Genomic DNA, 17955 nt, shown 5'->3' with positions numbered 1-17955 from the left:
AATAAGTGATTATTTAATCAAAAAAAACTATGCTTAAAAACATTTTAAAAGTTTCTGTCTTCGGATTTGTACTACTCTCCTGTTCTGGGACAGATGAGCTGATTGATAATCTTAATCAGGAAGAAACAATTGTTAATGATGAAAATCTAACGAAACTGGGGATTAAAATTACTGCCGACAAATCACAAGGTAATATCTTTGAGAGCTTCCAGTTTAAACTTGATCAGAACAGCCAGTCTTCCTACTTTGGAGAGCTTGAGTATCATTTAGATTCACTGGTCTTTAAAATGTCTGACAGCCACGTGACAAAAAAACTTTTTCAGAAGTTAGAAAATGGCAACGTAGGTGTTACCACATTTAATCATCATTTTTATTTTCCCGGAGAATACAGCGCAGGCATCGTGGGATATAAGAAAGGTAAAGTTATTTACAAAGATCAGGTTATTTTAAAAGTGACCGACAAGAATGACTTTTTAACCATCAATTGGAATAATTTTCAGGCCAGCGGAAATTCAGTAGGTTACACAAATGCGTTACTGAAAAATAACCTGTCAGTGTATTCAGCATTTGAAGGAAATTACCCCTATGTTTTGGTAGGAAATTCATGGAATAATTCATCCAACTACAGTTCAGATCAGATCAACCAGATGGACAGAGATTTTCTGTATAATTACCTGTTTAAGTTGTATGGTGAGCCTCAATATTCTGAATCAAATACAGCCAATTTAAAGAATGTATACTTAGAGAATTTTAAAAAATCAATCAACAATGATATTCCTGTCAGTATTTGGATAACTCCCAAGAATAAGATTGCTTTAATGAAAGAATATTCTAAGAACAATCCGGCTCAGTTTTATGGATATAGAATTTCAGCCGAACCTAGAAATTAGAAATTCAAATTACATTTTGTGCAGTTAATTTTAGCTGCATTTTGATTTTATGATAAAGTTGAGAATGTTTAACGGTAAGATTGTCGAATTTCATATCTTTAAATTAATTTTATCCAAATCTTTCAGCCATGAAGAAGCTATTATTCATTTTATTTATCTCAACAGGTGTTTTCGGATTTGCTCAGCAAGCAGATCAAGAAGCTTATATCAGAAAAGAAAGCATCGGTGGCAAGCTGGATTTCTCAAAGAGAATTGAAGAAAAATATAGTGATGCCCCTTTCATCAAATTCGGAGAAACTTTGTACAATAAAAAAGATTTTACCATATTAATTTGGGCTGCGAATGTAAGGACAGTAGGTATTGAATCATTTGATCAGGCTGCTAAGATTTGGGAAGAAATTAATAAAAGAAGTTTAACAGAAGCTGAAAGAAAAGCTTTAAAAACAGGATTTGAAGCTAAATTTTAAATACATAAAATTGACTTGCACATTTTTTGTTGTAGCAAAAGCCCAATCTCAAAATGGAAACAATGAAAAAACTATTTTTAATTTCAGGTTTCATAGCGATTATTTCCTGTAAAAAAGAAAATCAACAAAAGACTGTTGAGAATTCTAACCCGGCAGACAGCTTAAACATACAATCAAATGTAGATTCTCTACGTTCGCAAAATGATTTAAGTTCAATTGACGGAATAAAAAAAGAATACGATCTTGTCAATTCAAAACTCACTACAAAGACATTAGATTCTGTCAGTTTTAAGTTTGAATGCGAAGAAAGATCCGGTGATGTCGTTTATTATTCTGAAAAAGGAACTTTAAAAGCAATCAAATATTTCACTGCTGACAGTCATTTTTCTTCGGTAGAAAAATATTTCATCAGTGATGATCAGCCTTTTTTTGTATTCAAAGATGAGACAGTCTGGAGTTTTGATGGTGGTTCACCAGAAAAACCGGAAACAAAAGATGAAGTTACACAACAGCGTATTTATCTTGCAAACAACAAAATCATCCAATGTTTAGAAAAGAAGTTTACGATAAAATCAAGCGTTGCAAACAAACCAAATCCTGAAACTATTCCTAACAACGAAAATAAGAATTGTTCTGCAAATGAAGTTCTGGAAACTTTCGAATTACTCATTAAAAATAAAGGTAAAAAGGGAAGCATTAAATGTCTCTAAAACAAAAAATTGGCTTCGAATATTTCGAAGCCAATTTTTGTATAAAATAAAACTGAAAATTATACTTTCATAATTTCAGCTTCTTTTGTCTTAAGATGATCATCACAAAGCTTTACATGTTTGTCTGTCAGTACCTGAATTTCTTCTTCAGTACTTTTTATAGCATCTTCAGAAATACCGTCTAGCTTTTTCAGCTCTTTGATTCCGTTTTGTCTTGCGTTTCTTACCACGATTTTCGTATCTTCAGTTTCTCCTTTGGCCTGTTTTGCCAATTCTCTCCTTCTGTCCTCTGTTAAAGGTGGAACATTAAGAATAATATTTTCTCCATTATTTGAAGGGGCAAAACCTAAGTTAGAATTAATAATCGCTTTTTCAATAGCATTGATTGCCGTTCTATCCCAAGGTTGAATAGAGATGGTCATCGCATCGGGTACAGAAACGTTGGCAACTTGATTAAGAGGAGTTGGAGCACCATAATATTCTACCATCACATCCTGAACCATATTTGTAGACGCACGTCCCGCTCTGATTCTTTGAAATGCATGATCCAAGTGCTTTACAGCTGCTTCCATATCATGTTTTACAGATTCTACGATAAGATCTAATTCTTCCATTATATAATAAAAATTTGAAAGGTTACACATTTTTTGTAAGCAATAAGTAATAAATTAATATTTTACTAAATAATACTTTTTACTATTGCCTTTTATCTTTTTTAAATATTGACTAAGGTTCCTACATTTTCTCCTTCTACAATCTTCACCAAATTACCATCTTTATTCATATCAAAAACAATGATCGGCAATTTGTTTTCGTGGCTTAAAGTAAATGCAGTCATATCCATCACTTTAAGATTTTTCTCGAAAACTTCGTCGAAAGATAATGAATTGTATTTTACTGCATTTTCGTTTTTCTCAGGATCGCTGTCATAGATTCCGTCTACTCTAGTTCCTTTTAGAATAACATCTGCACCTATTTCGATAGCTCTTAGAGTTGCTGCTGTATCAGTAGTAAAATAAGGGTTTCCTGTACCCGCTCCGAAGATTACTACTCTACCTTTTTCAAGATGTCTCACCGCTCTTCTTTTGATGAATGGTTCAGCTACTTTGTCCATTTCGATGGCAGATTGCAGTCTTGTTTTGATTCCTGCGTCTTCTAAAGCGCCTTGTAATGCCATACCGTTGATGACAGTTGCAAGCATTCCCATATAATCACCTTGTACTCTGTCCATTCCTGCTGCAGCTCCGGCCACACCGCGGAAAATATTTCCTCCTCCAATTACAATGGCAATTTCACAACCTAAGTCAACTACCTTTTTAATTTCATGAGCGTACTCCATCAGCCTTTCAGGATCGATACCGTATTGTCTGTTCCCCATCAATGCCTCACCACTCAGTTTTAGAAGGATTCTTTTATATTTCATCTTTAAATTTATAATAGTTTTTGAGAATTAATTTCGTCGAAAATTAACTTTGCAAATATAATCATTATAAATATTGAAAAAAGAAAAATATTTAATAGTAAATAATGTTCTAAATATTTTGATAAGTACGAAAAAGGATTATTTTTGCATTAATTAATTACTGATTTGAAGAAAGTTCTAATTTTTTCACTATTTCTTTCGGGAATTGTTTCATTTGCACAAACTGGAACAAACGTATATCCGTTTCTGAATATTCCGGTTTCTGCAAGACAAGCTGCTTTAGGCGGTGATGCCATTACCATGAGAGATCATGATGTTTCTTTTGCTATTGCCAATCCTGCTTTACTTAATAAAGAATCAGATAAACAGCTTTCTGTAAATGCAACTGCATATCTTGCAGATTCAAAATATGGAACTATCGCTTTTGCCAAAGATCTTGATAACGGTCATATGGTAACAGTGAATGCGCGTTACATGAGCTACGGAAATATTCCGCGAACGGATGACAGTGGTTTTGAGATGGGAGAATTTTCAGCCTCGGATGTTGCTGTTGGCGGTGGATATGCCTACCAGTTTGAAGAAGACTGGACGATTGGTGGTGGTTTAAATTTCATTACATCAAAAATAGATACTTACACATCTTCTGCGTTGGCAGGAACATTAGGAGTTACTTATCATCCGAAACAAAGCAAAGAAGTAGTTTCTGTAGTTCTTAGAAATTTTGGATATCAGTTTAAATCATTCAATGGAGAGAGAGAGAACCTTCCTTTCAGAATAGATTTGGGATACACCAAGATTTTGAAAGCTTTCCCATTAGCAATTACCATTACTGCACACGATTTACAACAATTTGATATTTCTTCAGAATTAAACGTGAACGGACAGGAAGTTAATATCGGGAGGAAAATTGCTGATCACTTTTCTTTAGGTGCAGAACTTTTTCCTGAAAAAAGTTTCAACTTCAGGATAGGTTATAATGTAAGAAGAGGTAATGAATTGGCGGTTGCAGACCAGAGAAATTTCTCCGGACTTTCTGCAGGTTTCGGACTTAAAGTTTCAAAATTTCGTATCGATTACGCGCACGTGAGATATCACAATTCATCCAATGTCAATCAAATCGGGATTTCAGTGGATCTGAGCGGTCACCAGGGAGAGTGATTTTATATTAAATTCAAACATTAGATACACGTTGACCTTGTTGGTGTTTGCTGAGTAAATGTCGTGGTGAACGTAAAAAACAGTTAACAGCTAAGAAAAATTTTTCCGGCTTTGCGTTACAATTAAGTTGTAATAATATTGAGTATTTTTCGAGTTAAATCTTATATTTTTTTGAATTTTTCAGAATTTTTCTTGAACTTTGTCTTATGAAAAAACCAGTAATCGCGATTGACGGATTCTCATCTACAGGAAAAAGTTCCATTTCAAAAATTATTGCCGAAAAATTAGGAATTGTCCATCTCGACACCGGAGCTTTATATCGCGGTATCACATGGTTTGCCCTTCAGAATTGTCATAATGAAGATCAAACAATAAACCTTGAACAGCTTTTTAATTCTTTTTCATTAATTGAACTTGAATTTAAAAATGATCATGGTGAATTGGTTTTGTTTTTAAATCATATCAATGTATCAAAAGAAATTCGTTCCAACGAAGTTTCTGATAACGTAAGTTTTATTGCCAAACAAAAAGAAGTTAGAGATTTTCTTCTGCAAACTCAGCGCAATTTGGCAGAGAAAGGAGGAATCATTATGGATGGCAGAGATATTGGCACAGTCGTACTGCCAAATGCTGATTTTAAATTTTTTCTGACAGCAAGTATTGATGAAAGAACCAAAAGAAGACATCAGGAACTGCTGAGCTTAGGAATTGATTCTGATGAGCAACAGGTGAGAGAAAATCTAATTGCCAGAGATAAGATAGACAGTGAACGTGAAATTGCACCTCTAAAACAAGCAGATGATGCAATTGTCATCGATAATACGATGCTTACTAAGAAAGAGACAATAGAAAGTATCCTTTCACATTTAAAAAAATAACAATTTTTATAGCTCAGAATATTCATTTGGTATATTAATTGTAAGATTTAAAGTATAAAATATTTATTAACAATAATTAAAAAAACAAGGAATGGCTAGAAAAGAGAATAATACAGCAGGTATTTTAGCGGGTCTTCTTGCAGGTGCAGCAGCGGGAGTAATCTTAGGAATGTTATATGCTCCTGAAGAAGGTAAAGAAACTAGAAAAAAAATCAAAACAAAAGCTAACGACCTTAAGGAAGAAGCTAAAAACAAATACGGAGAAGTTTCTGAAAAAGTAAAAGATCAATATGGAAACATATCTTCTACATTCAAAGAAACAGCAAGTAACGTGGCTCATACAGTAAAAGATGGTTACGATAAATACAAAGATCAGATTGTTTCTAAAACTACTGACATTGTAAAAGATGTTGAAACAGGATTGAATGATCTTAAAAGATAAATTCATTTTAATTTAAATGATAAAAGGAACTTTGACCAAATTAAAGTTCCTTTTTTTGTAACTTTAAAAAAAAACAATGATTGAAACTATAAAAGAATATGCATCTAAGCGAATAGATTTGCTGAAAATACAGGCGACAGAAAAATCATCAATTTCTGCTGGAGTCATTGCCTATCTTGTTATTTTATTAGTTGCCTTTGCTTTTTTTATCATCCTCTTTAATTTTGGATTGGCATTTTTTATCGGTAAACTATTAAATAATACTTCTTACGGATTTTTAATCGTTGCAGCATTTTATTTGGTGATAACATTCATAATTGTCGCATTTAAAAAACGCATTGTAAACAGTATCGCAGATAAAGTAATTGAATTTTTAAATCACTAATTATGGGCAGAAACTACAGTAGTTTAGAGGAACTAAGAATTAAGAAAAAGCTTTTGAAAGGTGAAATTGAAGATCTGGAAGGATTGTTGACTTTCAAAAACACAAAAGAAAGCCTGAGCGCATTTACAAACGGAATGACCGATCAATATCTGAAAGAAAAAATTGATGATGACGGTGAAGAGACTACAGTTCTCAGAAAAGATGTAATCGCTAAACAATTGACTTCTGAAGTGAAAGATTTATTACTGAACAGAAATACAGCAATGGGAATTGCCGGAAGCGCATTTAAAGGTGATGCAATGGATACCGTTGTGAAACTTGCCGTAACTGCATTTGTGGCCAATTATGCAAAGAAAAACATGAGAAGCTCAAACTGGAAAAAGAAAGTGTTAGGAGCTGTTTTGATTTATGTCGCACCGATGGCTTTAAAATTTGTCAGAAAAAAACTGGAAGCTTATCAAAAAACTAAGAGTGTATCCAGTATGGAACAACTAATATAACTAGGAAGTTAGAAGTTAGAATCTAAAATTTAGTTTAATGTAAACTCTATTTAATATTTCTAATTTCTAGCTTCTATTTTGAGTATAATTGTCCTAAAATTATTCCTGCTGCCATAGAAACATTCAGGCTTTCTGTTGATTGAGAATTTCCAAACCTTGGAATAGATATTTTTTTGTGAAGTAACATTTCGGTATCCTCACGCATTCCCTTCCCTTCGTTTCCTAAAATCAAATTAATTTTTTGAGGTTTTTGGAAGGAATATATATTTTCCCCATCCATATCGGTACCTATGTTAGTGTTTTTTGTCTCAGATAAGTACTGTACCAAATTGCAGTACATCAAATTAACTCTAGTGAAAGATCCCATACTCGCCTGAATGACTTTTGGGTTATAAAAATCTACGGTGTCTTCGCTACAAATAATTTGTTCAATCCCAAACCAATCTGCCAAGCGAATTATTGTCCCCAAATTTCCGGGATCCTGAATTCCGTCTAAAACGAGTTGAATATCCTGATCTTCCAATTTATATTCTTGTTTCAGTTCACATACCGCTACCGAATCTTTAGGGTTTTGCAGAAAACTGATTTTTTTTAGTTCATTTTCAGTGATTTGATGAACAGTAATCTCCTTAAAATCTAAATTTTGAGGATTTGTAGAAAATATTTCTTTAATTTTAAAGTTAGAATCCGGAAGTTCTGAAATTATTTTATTCCCTTCAACCAAAAACAAATTGTATTTTTGTCTGAACTTCTTTTTATCTAAAGACTGTAAAACTTTTATTGTATGAGCTGTAAGCATTATAAGAATTCTCCTCAAAAATATTACAAAATTATATCATTTGCAACAGCTGTTGGTTTACTTTATGCTTGCAGTACGACAAAAAAAGTACCAGAGGGAGAATTTTTGCTAACCAAGAACAAGTTTCAGTTTGAAGATAAAAAAGAATTTTTTGATGAGGAACTAAAAGATTATGTGCAGCAAAAACCGAATAAAAAACAGTTTTTGTTCATGCCTTTAGGTCTATTGCTATACAATGCCGCCAATCCTAAGTACGACACTATTTTTAATGAATATATGACGTATCCTAGTGAAATGAGAAATCAGAAACTCAGAGATTCATTGTTTATTAAATACGATATGCAGAGCAGTGTAGGGAAAAGTCTATTGTTTGACAGACTCTTGCATAACTGGGGAACCCCTCCATCAATACTAGATCAAACAAAAACTCAAAAAAGTGCTGAGTCTATAGAAAAGAGAATGACTTACAGAGGATATTGGGACTCTGAAGTTAAATTTAAACATGACATAGACTCAGCGGCTAAAAAAGCGGCCGTAACTTACTTTATCAAGCATAACAGTCCGACGATGATTAAAGAATATTATTACAATATTCCAGATCTTGGCATTAAAGCACTTTATCAGCAGAAAATACATGAAACACTCGTAAAATCGAATAAAGTTCTTGATCAGACGGCACTTGAAAAAGAGGTAACCAGAATTAATGAGGTAATGAGAGCGAATGGTTATTACAGATTTAATAATGGTAATAATGAAGTTTACTTTGTTGCCGATTCTTTGAGAGACAGAAAAAATGTTCCGCTGACTTTAGAGATTCATAAAGATTCCGCAGATAGCCCTTACAAAGTTTCTACGATCGGAAATATTGATATTGCAATTGTAGATGAGCCAAGTGATTTTGGCAGGAAGACGGTGAAAGACAGTCTCAGAAGAATCAGATTTCACAAAATGAATGAAGATTATAAGACCAACTCATTGTGGAGAGCTATCATAGTGGACAGCAAATCTATATATGATCAGAAAAAACTTGATCTTACCAAGAGAAATCTTTTAGCTATGAATAATTTCAGCATTTTAAAAGCTAAAGATTCTTTAAGGCAAGGCGGGGCAATGAAGCCTAATGACAGCATTATTGATGTACTTTATTTACTGAAACCTCTTCCAAAATACGAGGTGAAAGTTGGAACTGATATTAACTATTCACAGCTTTTAAACTTAGGAATTTCGCCATCTGTAGATCTTACCACCAGAAACATTTTCAGAGGTGCAGAAAACCTTTCTACAAGTCTTTCCGGAACGTTTGGTTCGATACGGAATCCTAAAAATTTAGATAAAAGAATTTTAGCATACGAAATATCAGCACAGGCATCACTGAGTTTTCCACGTCTGTTGCTTCCTTTTAATTATTATAAACTTATTCCGAAGCGTTACACTCCTACTTCATCAATTGTTTTGGGAACTTCTATACAGAACAATATCGGTTTGGGAAGAGTCAATTTTAATACGGGATTAAACTATTTTGCCAATGTAAATGATCAGTCTTCTCACAGATTGACTTTATTTAATACGCTTTTCAGTTTAACTAAAAATAAAGACAGCTATTATGATTTCTTTCTGAATGACAACCAAATCAGAGAAGAAGTTTTTAATGATTACTTTGCGTACAGTCCTTCAACCAAGCAACTTTTTGATTCTGGCGTTCTGACAAGAGATCAGGTCTCAGAACAGATTATTAAAGATATCGACTACGCAGCCAGCCTTACTCCTGAAAAGGCCGATAAAATGCTTCTACCGTTCTTGGGAACCCTTGTTAATAAAGACAGACAGACCCAGGATGTTATTATTTCATCGATGATTTATAATTTTATTTATAATGAAATTGGAAAAAAAGAATATCCTAATGCATTTTATTTTAACGGAAAAGTAGAACTGGCAGGTAATATTCCAAGTATATTCAATCAGAAAAGAGATGACGGCGGAGGTATTATCAGAAGTCCGGAACGAACAATTTTTGGGATACCTTACGCACAGTTTGTAAAATTTGATTTTGACGTTAGGAAATACTTTAAGTTTAACGGAAATCAAACTTTAGCATTACGTCAGTTCATAGGTTTGGGAATTCCTTATGGAAACTCTTCTTCAATGCCGTTTGTAAGATCTTACTTTAACGGAGGTTCTAATGACATACGTGCATGGGTTGCATTCGGAGGTTTAGGGCCTGGCGGTTCTCAGGTTGACGAAAGAGTACGAACTTATCTGATGGGAAATATTAAACTTACCACAAATTTAGAATACAGAATTCCTTTCAATGATATGTATGAAGGAGCAATTTTTACAGATATTGGTAACGTTTGGAATACAGACAACAGTGGATTCGGTGATCAGTTTAAATTCAATAAATTCATCAGAGAAATGGGTGTTGGTAGCGGATTTGGTTTAAGAGTGAATGTTGCTTACATTACTTTAAGAGTCGATTTAGCGTATAAAATTTATGATCCCAACAAACCTGATGGCGAAAGATGGAGATTTGATAAATTTCAGCCTTTAAAGCCTACTTTAAACATCGCATTCGGATATCCTTTCTAATCTGGAGATATTCCCAGAACAAAATACACTACAGCAACCACTCGTGCAAGAATTTCTCTCGACTGGTTTCTGTAGAAACTTTCGGGTTTGTTGACATCCTGTGCATCAAAACCTAATGCGTTCATATTATTATTTCTTGCAAAAAACAGTGCACGAAGATTATGGAATCCTTGTGAAACAATGATGACATTCTTCTTTTTGTAAATGTCTTTGCAGCGCAAAATGCTCTTGTAGGTATTGAATCCTTTTGGGTCTTCAATGATAATGTCTTCAGGCACACCTTCCTGATAAATAAGGTAATTTTTCATTGCAGCAGGCTCATTATAGCCTTTGCTTTTTTCGCCGCTGACAATAATTTTTTTAATCTTTCCATGATGATAAAGCAACGCTGTCGCATCCATTCTTTTGGTAAAATACGGATTGGAAACCCCTGATCTCATTCTCGGTGAAGTTCCCAATACCAGAGCTATTTCGCGGGGTGGAATTTTTGATATCTTATTGTACGTTCTTCCATTAGTCAGTCCGAAAACCCATATATTAGAAAGGCATATCAATAGAAAAACTAGTTCTAATGATGCTATTATCAGTTTAAATATGTTTCGGATGATTCTCAATTGAAATCAAAGTTAAGCTTTATTTTCTTAGTTTTCGCTATTGACATGCATGCCAAAATTTTACCTTGCGCTTCTTCTTTTTCAGTGAGATACTCATTTTCAAGAAGCTCAACTTCTCCATCTTCCAATGTACATTCGCAGCTCCCGCAAATTCCTGACTTACAGGAATAAGGAACATTGAATTTTTGAATTAATAGTTGCTGAAGAATTTTTTCACGGTTATTAGGGAGCTCTGTATGATATTCTTTTCCAAACATTTTAAAATCTACCTGCACATTTTCGATTAAGGGAAATTCTTTTTCTACAGGATAAATGTCATCATTGAACTCCTCAAACAATTCGAAATGAATATTTTTTTTTGGAATTCCGTGATGGTAGCAAGCATTTGCAAGAGTTTTAATCATCTCACCTTTTCCGCAGATCAGAACTTCATCTACTGCATCCCAGATTGTTGATTCTTCATCGGTATCATCCAAATGAAGGATCTGATTGATAATTAAATTTAATTTTTTAGCATCTAATCTTCCGTAGAAAAATTGGTCTGATGTTTTTTCCTGTGAATAAAAATAAAAAATCTGCAGTCTGTTTGCATGTTGTCTTGCTAAATTATCAAGAAGTTCACGGTACATCAATTCTTCAGCACTCTTATTTCCTAGAAACAGATACAGTCTGGTTCTTGGTTCTCGGTGTAAGATATTTTTAAAATGACTTAAAATAGGTGTAATGCCAATTCCTCCTGCAAAACCAACTATGGTTCTAAATTCACTAGGTTTTGAAACCAGAGTGAATCTTCCGTTAGGTTCGCTCACAAGAAGTTCATCTCCGACATTATAATTTTGGTAAAGTTGAGAAGCTGCTCCATCAGGAGAAGCGACTTTTATTCCTAAAATTATTTTTTTCTCGTACGGAGCTGAAGTCATCGAGTAATCATTGACAATATCCTTACCATGAGATTTGAAATATATACTGATATATTGCCCCGCTTCAAACTTAAAATTATCCTCTAAATTCTCAGGAATATCGAGCTCTAGAGAAAAAGTATTTTTGGTCAGGTCTTCCTTTTTAGCTATTTTTAGACGGTGAAACTGCGTCAGTTTTCCTTTGTAGATTTGTTGTTCCATACTTCAAATCAAAAATAGATAAAAAATAATTACGAAATCGTATCGACGTTATTTTCTTGCAAACAAAACCAGTGAGAAGTACACATCGTATATTTCATTGTAACAATAGAATATTTACCTATGAAATCTTTATAATGAACTTTTGGGTAAGATATAAAAGAAAATAAACGGTATTATTAAAACCATTAAGGTACATATATGAAAAAGATATTATTATCAATATTTCTAGCAGCGACACTTTTCAGTTGCAAAAAAGAAGCAGAAAAATCAGAGGCAGATACATCTTCAAATGATTCAATTTCAGCTGCAGTTCCAGAAACTGGAATAGTGCATACAACGGTAGATCTAAAAGTTTTAAATCCCCAACAAACAACTGATTTTCTTCAGACGAAAAATGATACTTTATATGTAACCAATTTCTTCGCAACCTGGTGTGGTCCTTGTGTAAGAGAAATTCCACATTTTAAGGATAAGATTGCAGAAATGAAAGGTCAGCCTGTAAAAATCACATTCATTAGTTTAGATACAAAAGAAGTTTGGAATTCTGAGGTACAGAAATTTGTTGATGCACAGGGAATCAGAAGTAACACTATTCTTTTGGATGGCGGTCAACTTGATGAAACATTTTTTAAGAACAATTTTAAAGAATGGAAAGGTGATGCAATACCATTTACTTATATGAGAAAGGGTGATAAAACCGATGAATATTTAGGAATGATGACTTCAGATTTGTTGAATTCAAAAATCAATTTGTTAATTAAATAGTTCTTTCAGAATTTATTGTGCTATGTCAAACAAATTTAAGACTCTGTGTTTATTATTAATCATCGCAATTATTTTTATGGCGTTCATTAATCTGAATACAGGATTTTTAAATTTAAAGCTACATGATTTTTTTCAAAGTTCAGAAAACGGACAAATTGCGGAGATCAGAGTCAACCGAGTGTTGGTCATGCTTTTGGCAGGAATTTCTATCCCGACATCGGGATTTTTGATGCAAGAATACTTCCAAAATCCGCTTGCAGGACCTGATATTTTGGGAATTACATCTGTTGCAAGCTTATCTGTAGCATTTTATATTTTTTTTTCGCACAGTATTCTACTTCCTGAATTTTTACAAAATAGTTTTTTAAGTTTATCAGCAATTGTCGGAAGTCTGCTATTGATGTTGGTTTTACTTTCAATGTCAAATAAATTCCAGGATAAATCATATTTGATTATTTTCGGATTTTTAGTTTCCGCTTTTGCAGGAGCAATAGTTTCTTTGCTTCAGTTTTATGCCGAAAATCAAAGTTTGAAAAATTATATTTTGTGGTCTTTTGGAGCTAATAATATGGTTTCAAGGAATCAAATTATAGTGTTGTCGATTTTAGTCGGGATTGGGTTATTTTTTTGTTTTAAAACGATCAAACCTCTGATAGGAAATTCTTTAGGAAGTTCTTATGCACAAAGTCTAGGAGTTAATTTAAGTCATTTAAAAATACTGATTATTGTAACGTCATCTCTCTTATCTGCCTCTATTACAGCTTTTTTAGGACCCATTTTGTTTATAGGGATTATCGTTCCCCACTTCTGCAGATTAGTTTACAATCCTGCAAAATTGTGGCAGCAGTGGATTTTGAATATGTTTTTGGGGATGTTAATGATGTTGATGTTTTCTATTGCAGCTGAAAAAAGTCAGATACCTTTAAATGTAATTAGTTCAGTATTTGGAATTCCTGTCATTTTGGTGATGCTTTTGAAGCAAAATAAGGTTTAAAAGTGCATTATGAGTGAGTCAACTTTTAATTGGAAAGAAATTACTTAAAATAAAATGTTATAATTATTATGAAGTAGCCACCTAAACTGAATATCAAGTAACACAGAGACAAATTAATTATTACACTTATATTATTTATCATTTTTATTTCTATTAAATAAAAGAATGCACCTACAAATCAAACAAGCTAACATCGGCTACAGCACAACCTTAATTTCAAATGCCAATGCATCTTTGAATTTAGGTGACATATGCCTTTTGATTGGTAACAATGGTGTAGGAAAAACAACTTTAATCAAATCAATTCTTAACCAGAATCGATTGTTGAGTGGGGAAATTTTAATTAACAATAAAAATGTAAAAGATTTTTCAGTAAAAGGAATTGCAGAAAATATTGCTATTGTTTTTTCTAAAGCTATCATACCTCAGAACTATACCGTTGAAGATTTAATTTCCTTAGGTAAATACATTTATTATCCTTTTTATTTTGAACTGAAAAAGCAAGACCGAGAGGAAGTTAAAAACATTATAGAAGAATTAGATTTAACTCAGTATAAAAATACACTCCTTAGGAATCTTTCAGACGGAAATCTGCAAAAAGCATTTATAGGAAGAGCTTTGACGCAAAATTCCCCAATAATTATTTTGGATGAACCCACGACTCATCTGGATGAAAAAAATAAATTAATTATTCTTAAAACCCTTCGGAAATTAGCCAGACAACAAAACAAACTCATTGTATTTTCATCTCACGACTGGCGGTTAGCAAAAGAATTTGCCGATAAATTGTGGTATATTAAAGACAGTCAACTTTATTCAGGAATTGTAGAAGATGTTTTGCTGCAGCATGATGAGTTGACGAATGCATCAGTTTTTAAGTTTAATGAGAATTTTGTATCTCCTTCCATAAAATCTCCTGAGATCCAAAAAGAAATGTTGTATTCTTTGCTACAGAAAAACTTTCAAAAAGATTTATCAGCTTTCACTTTCGATTTCAACGATTCAATTTGGGAGATTTCATATGAGAATAAATGCTACAAATGTGAATCCTTTGAAGAAATACTTAAATTAATCTCAACACTTCATTAAATCAATACTTTAATTGTATTTCTCACATACTATGCATGCATAGTATTATGCTAATCATACATTTTAATCAATTGTAAATCAGGTTGTTAATAAATTTTAACATTCAATAATACTATGCATGCATAATATTTGCTACATTTGATACATACCGATTAGCAAAAACATGATGGATAATAATAAAGAAAAAACAGAAAATGTTGATCTCATTTTAAAGCAGACTTGGTTAGCTGTTTCTAAAATGTACACTGAGCTGGCACAGGAACACGATTCTACAGCTGTTCAAGCTCTTACTCTATTGAAAATAGATCCCAAAGAAGGCACAAGAAGCACTAATTTAGGACCTAAAATGGCAATCGAGCCTACTTCTCTTACAAGAATTATAAAACTCCTCGAAGACAACGGATATATTTATAAAGAAAAAACCACAACTGATAAGCGCGAAGTAATAATAAAGCTTACGGATAAAGGGTTAAGTTCACGAAATATGTCTAAAGAAGTCGTTGTGAATTTCAACAAAAAAGTCATGGAAAAAATTGCTCCGGAAAAACTGGAAACTTTCAAAGAAGTTATGACAGAGATTATGAAAATTGCTGCAGATCTCAATCATAGAAAGTAAGGTAATCGAAGCCCGATCAATTGCAAATAACTAAAATAAATATTAATGAAAAGACGAATCAAACATGTAACGGTTTTAGGTTCAGGAATTATGGGAAGCGGTATTGCAGCACACTTTGCCAACATCGGAGTGCAGGTTTCACTGCTTGATATTGTTCCTTTTGAACTGAATGAAGCTGAACAGAAAAAAGGTTTGACCAAAGATGATAAAGCTGTTCGTAACCGAATTGCTTCTGAAAACTTTGAAAAACTAAAGAAATCTAGCCCTGCACTACTCTATTCCCCAAAATTTGCGGAGAGAATTAAAGTAGGAAATTTCGATGATGATTTAAAGAAAATAAAAGATACTGACTGGATTATTGAAGTCGTTGTAGAAAAACTTGACATCAAAAAATCGGTTTATGAAAAAATCGAGCAGTTCAGGAGACCAGGAACTTTGGTGTCTTCCAATACTTCCGGAATTCCAATCAATATGTTGGTAGAAGGACGAAGTGATGATTTCAAAAAATATTTTGCAGGAACTCACTTTTTTAATCCTGTAAGGTATCTTCCTCTTTTGGAGGTAATTCCAACCCATGATACAGATCCGGAAGTTGCTGAATTTTACATGAATTACGGAGCAAAATTCCTTGGGAAAACAACAGTTTTAGCTAAAGATACTCCTGCGTTTATTGCCAACAGAATTGGTGTTTTCTCGATGATGGATTTGCTACACAATGTTCAGAAATTAGGTTTAAATGTTTCTGATGTTGACAAATTAACAGGTCCAATAATCGGGCGACCAAAATCGGCAACATTCAGAACAGCCGATGTTGTTGGTTTGGATACTTTGGTGATGGTAGCAAATGGAGTTCGTCAAAGTGGTGCTGAAGCGAATAATTTCAACAATGTTTTTGCCCTTCCTGAGTACATTCAGAAAATGGTTGCTAATAAATGGTTGGGTTCAAAAACCGAACAGGGCTTCTACAAAAAAGTAAAAAGTGCTGACGGAAAATCTGAAATTCACGGGTTAAATCTTGACACTTTAGAATACGAACTGCAAGGGAAATCTTCTTTCCCTACTTTAGAATTAACAAAAAATATCGACAAGCCAATTGATAGGTTTAAAGTCTTAATTGGTGGAAAAGACAAAGCTGGAGAGCTTTACAGAAAATCTTTGGGCGCATTATTCGCTTATGTTTCTCACAAAGTTCCGGAAATTTCGGATGAAGTTTACAAAATAGACGATGCGATGAGGGCTGGTTTCGGCTGGGAAGACGGACCTTTCGAAATTTGGGACGCTGTGGGAGTTCAAAAAGGAATCGAATTGGCAATAGAAGCAGGCTACGAAGTTTCGGATTGGGTGAATAATGTCGAATCGTTTTATAAAGTTAATGACGACGGACAAAGTATTTTCTTTGATAAAAACTCAGGAAATTACAACAATATTCCGGGTCAGGAATCATTTATCATTTTAGATAATATCCGAAAAAATAAGACGCTTTGGAGCAATTCAGGTTCGTCGATTGAAGATTTGGGTGACGGAATTATCAACTTTGAGATCCGTTCTAAAATGAACTCTTTGGGTGGAGAAGTTTTGGATGGATTAAACAGGGCGATTGATTTAGCCGAAAAAGAATATGATGGATTGGTCATCGGAAATCAAGGTACCAATTTCTCTGTCGGAGCTAATTTGGCGATGATTCTAATGATGGCGATCGAACAAGATTGGGACGATTTGAATATGGCGATTGCATATTTCCAAAAATCAATGATGAGAGTTCGTTACTCATCAATTCCTGTTGTAGTTGCTCCTCACGGAATGACTTTAGGAGGTGGTTGCGAAATGACCATGCACGCCGACAGAGTGGTTGCAGCAGCAGAAACTTATATAGGATTGGTAGAAACCGGAGTTGGTGTGATTCCAGGTGGTGGTGGAACGAAAGAATTTGCTTTGAGAACTTCAAGAGAGTTTCATAGTGATGATGTTAAAAACAACAGACTTCGTGAAGCTTTCATGAATATTGCGATGGGTAAAGTTGCCACTTCAGCTTACGAAGCTTACGATATGGGAATTTTAGAAAAAGGAAAAGATGTAGTCGTAGTTGATAAGAAACGTCAGATCATGACCGCAAAAATGATGGCAAAAAGTTTGGCAGAGCATGGTTACACCCAACCCATTGAACAGACGGTGAAAGTTCTTGGAAAAGACGCTCTTGGAATGTTCTATGTGGGAACGGATCAGATGTTAACGGGTAATTTTATTTCGAAACATGATAAATTAATTGCCGATAAATTAGCTAATGTTTTAGTAGGTGGAAATCTTTCTGAGCCAACAGTCGTTACCGAACAATACTTATTGAATCTTGAAAGAGAAACGTTCCTTCAGCTTTGTGGTGAAAGAAAAACTTTGGAGAGAATTCAGTTTATGTTACAGAAAGGGAAACCGTTGAGAAATTAATAACTATAAATATTTTAACACGAAGTTTGTCATTCCGCAGAAATCTAAACTTAGATTCTTTCAGCATGACAAATGTATG

General features: G+C 33.6%; 19 protein-coding genes. 14 read left to right on the top strand and 5 right to left on the bottom strand.

Features of this window, described 5'->3' with window-relative positions; genetic code table 11:
• The first annotated feature begins 29 nt into the window (after window positions 1-29).
• The 3 genes from AR685_RS01000 (at window position 30) to AR685_RS00990 (ending at window position 2067) form a co-directional block, all read left to right on the top strand.
• Entirely contained in the window at window positions 30-890 is an 861-nt protein-coding gene (locus AR685_RS01000; protein ID WP_047444005.1) for a hypothetical protein, read from the top strand.
• 128 nt (window positions 891-1018) lie between these two features.
• Window positions 1019-1357 carry a hypothetical protein gene (locus AR685_RS00995; RefSeq protein WP_059123454.1) on the top strand — a complete coding sequence of 113 codons (339 nt, stop codon included), beginning with the start codon at window positions 1019-1021 and terminating at the stop codon, window positions 1355-1357.
• 62 nt (window positions 1358-1419) lie between these two features.
• Window positions 1420-2067: a hypothetical protein gene (locus AR685_RS00990; protein ID WP_131777581.1), complete on the top strand. Its 648-nt coding sequence runs from the start codon at window positions 1420-1422 to the stop codon at window positions 2065-2067.
• A gap of 59 nt (window positions 2068-2126) precedes the next feature.
• Here the strand turns inward: AR685_RS00990 and frr are convergent, their stop codons facing one another.
• Together frr and pyrH are read right to left on the bottom strand one after the other, a co-directional pair.
• A complete protein-coding gene (gene frr / locus AR685_RS00985) occupies window positions 2127-2681 on the bottom strand; it encodes a ribosome recycling factor (protein ID WP_047444002.1) in 555 nt (184 codons plus the stop codon).
• Between the two features lie 101 nt (window positions 2682-2782).
• Window positions 2783-3490, bottom strand: a complete 708-nt coding sequence (gene pyrH / locus AR685_RS00980; protein ID WP_047444001.1) for a UMP kinase — start codon at window positions 3488-3490, stop codon at window positions 2783-2785.
• A 165-nt stretch (window positions 3491-3655) separates the two neighbouring features.
• On the opposite strand from pyrH, the gene porQ reads away from it, so the two are divergent.
• From porQ to AR685_RS00955, 5 genes are all read left to right on the top strand, one after another.
• On the top strand, window positions 3656-4648 hold the full coding sequence (porQ, locus tag AR685_RS00975; protein ID WP_047444000.1) for a type IX secretion system protein PorQ: 993 nt from the start codon (window positions 3656-3658) through the stop codon (window positions 4646-4648).
• A gap of 206 nt (window positions 4649-4854) precedes the next feature.
• Window positions 4855-5526, top strand: a complete 672-nt coding sequence (gene cmk, locus AR685_RS00970; RefSeq protein ID WP_047443999.1) for a (d)CMP kinase — start codon at window positions 4855-4857, stop codon at window positions 5524-5526.
• 91 nt (window positions 5527-5617) lie between these two features.
• Window positions 5618-5968, top strand: a complete 351-nt coding sequence (locus AR685_RS00965; RefSeq protein ID WP_047443998.1) for a YtxH domain-containing protein — start codon at window positions 5618-5620, stop codon at window positions 5966-5968.
• 76 nt (window positions 5969-6044) lie between these two features.
• On the top strand, window positions 6045-6353 hold the full coding sequence (locus tag AR685_RS00960) for a phage holin family protein (RefSeq protein ID WP_059123452.1): 309 nt from the start codon (window positions 6045-6047) through the stop codon (window positions 6351-6353).
• 2 nt (window positions 6354-6355) lie between these two features.
• Window positions 6356-6853 carry a hypothetical protein gene (locus tag AR685_RS00955; RefSeq protein ID WP_059123451.1) on the top strand — a complete coding sequence of 166 codons (498 nt, stop codon included), beginning with the start codon at window positions 6356-6358 and terminating at the stop codon, window positions 6851-6853.
• 73 nt (window positions 6854-6926) lie between these two features.
• On the opposite strand, the gene AR685_RS00950 is transcribed toward AR685_RS00955, so the two are convergent.
• On the bottom strand, window positions 6927-7652 hold the full coding sequence (locus tag AR685_RS00950) for a TrmH family RNA methyltransferase (RefSeq protein ID WP_059123450.1): 726 nt from the start codon (window positions 7650-7652) through the stop codon (window positions 6927-6929).
• Here AR685_RS00950 and AR685_RS00945 point away from each other — a divergent pair.
• Window positions 7638-10238: a BamA/TamA family outer membrane protein gene (locus AR685_RS00945; RefSeq protein WP_047443994.1), complete on the top strand. Its 2601-nt coding sequence runs from the start codon at window positions 7638-7640 to the stop codon at window positions 10236-10238. The genes AR685_RS00950 and AR685_RS00945 overlap by 15 nt on opposite strands.
• Here the strand turns inward: AR685_RS00945 and AR685_RS00940 are convergent.
• Together AR685_RS00940 and AR685_RS00935 are read right to left on the bottom strand one after the other, a co-directional pair.
• Window positions 10235-10852, bottom strand: coding sequence for a vancomycin high temperature exclusion protein (locus AR685_RS00940; protein ID WP_047443993.1), 618 nt, complete (start codon window positions 10850-10852; stop codon window positions 10235-10237). The two genes, AR685_RS00945 and AR685_RS00940, sit on opposite strands and share 4 nt — an antisense overlap.
• The gene (locus AR685_RS00935) at window positions 10849-11973 is read right to left on the bottom strand and encodes a flavin reductase family protein (RefSeq protein ID WP_059123449.1); all 1125 of its coding nucleotides are present in this window, start codon (window positions 11971-11973) and stop codon (window positions 10849-10851) included. Before AR685_RS00935 ends, AR685_RS00940 begins: the two co-directional genes overlap by 4 nt.
• A 198-nt stretch (window positions 11974-12171) precedes the next feature.
• Between AR685_RS00935 and AR685_RS00930 the strand changes: the two genes are divergently transcribed.
• The 5 genes from AR685_RS00930 (at window position 12172) to AR685_RS00910 (ending at window position 17876) form a co-directional block, all read left to right on the top strand.
• Entirely contained in the window at window positions 12172-12738 is a 567-nt protein-coding gene (locus tag AR685_RS00930) for a TlpA disulfide reductase family protein (RefSeq protein ID WP_059123448.1), read from the top strand.
• A 22-nt stretch (window positions 12739-12760) separates the two neighbouring features.
• The gene (locus tag AR685_RS00925) at window positions 12761-13732 is read left to right on the top strand and encodes a FecCD family ABC transporter permease (RefSeq protein WP_047443990.1); all 972 of its coding nucleotides are present in this window, start codon (window positions 12761-12763) and stop codon (window positions 13730-13732) included.
• A 165-nt stretch (window positions 13733-13897) separates the two neighbouring features.
• The gene (locus tag AR685_RS00920; protein WP_059123447.1) at window positions 13898-14821 is read left to right on the top strand and encodes an ABC transporter ATP-binding protein; all 924 of its coding nucleotides are present in this window, start codon (window positions 13898-13900) and stop codon (window positions 14819-14821) included.
• 166 nt (window positions 14822-14987) lie between these two features.
• On the top strand, window positions 14988-15437 hold the full coding sequence (locus AR685_RS00915; protein ID WP_047444364.1) for a MarR family winged helix-turn-helix transcriptional regulator: 450 nt from the start codon (window positions 14988-14990) through the stop codon (window positions 15435-15437).
• Between the two features lie 45 nt (window positions 15438-15482).
• The gene (locus AR685_RS00910) at window positions 15483-17876 is read left to right on the top strand and encodes a 3-hydroxyacyl-CoA dehydrogenase/enoyl-CoA hydratase family protein (protein WP_047443988.1); all 2394 of its coding nucleotides are present in this window, start codon (window positions 15483-15485) and stop codon (window positions 17874-17876) included.
• Window positions 17877-17955 lie beyond the last annotated feature (79 nt).

Origin of the sequence: Chryseobacterium sp. JAH, from assembly GCF_001507335.1 — a bacterium.
Taxonomy (GTDB): domain Bacteria; phylum Bacteroidota; class Bacteroidia; order Flavobacteriales; family Weeksellaceae; genus Chryseobacterium.
Note: the sequence above shows the minus strand (reverse complement) of the source record. Positions and strands in the feature narration are given on the sequence as shown.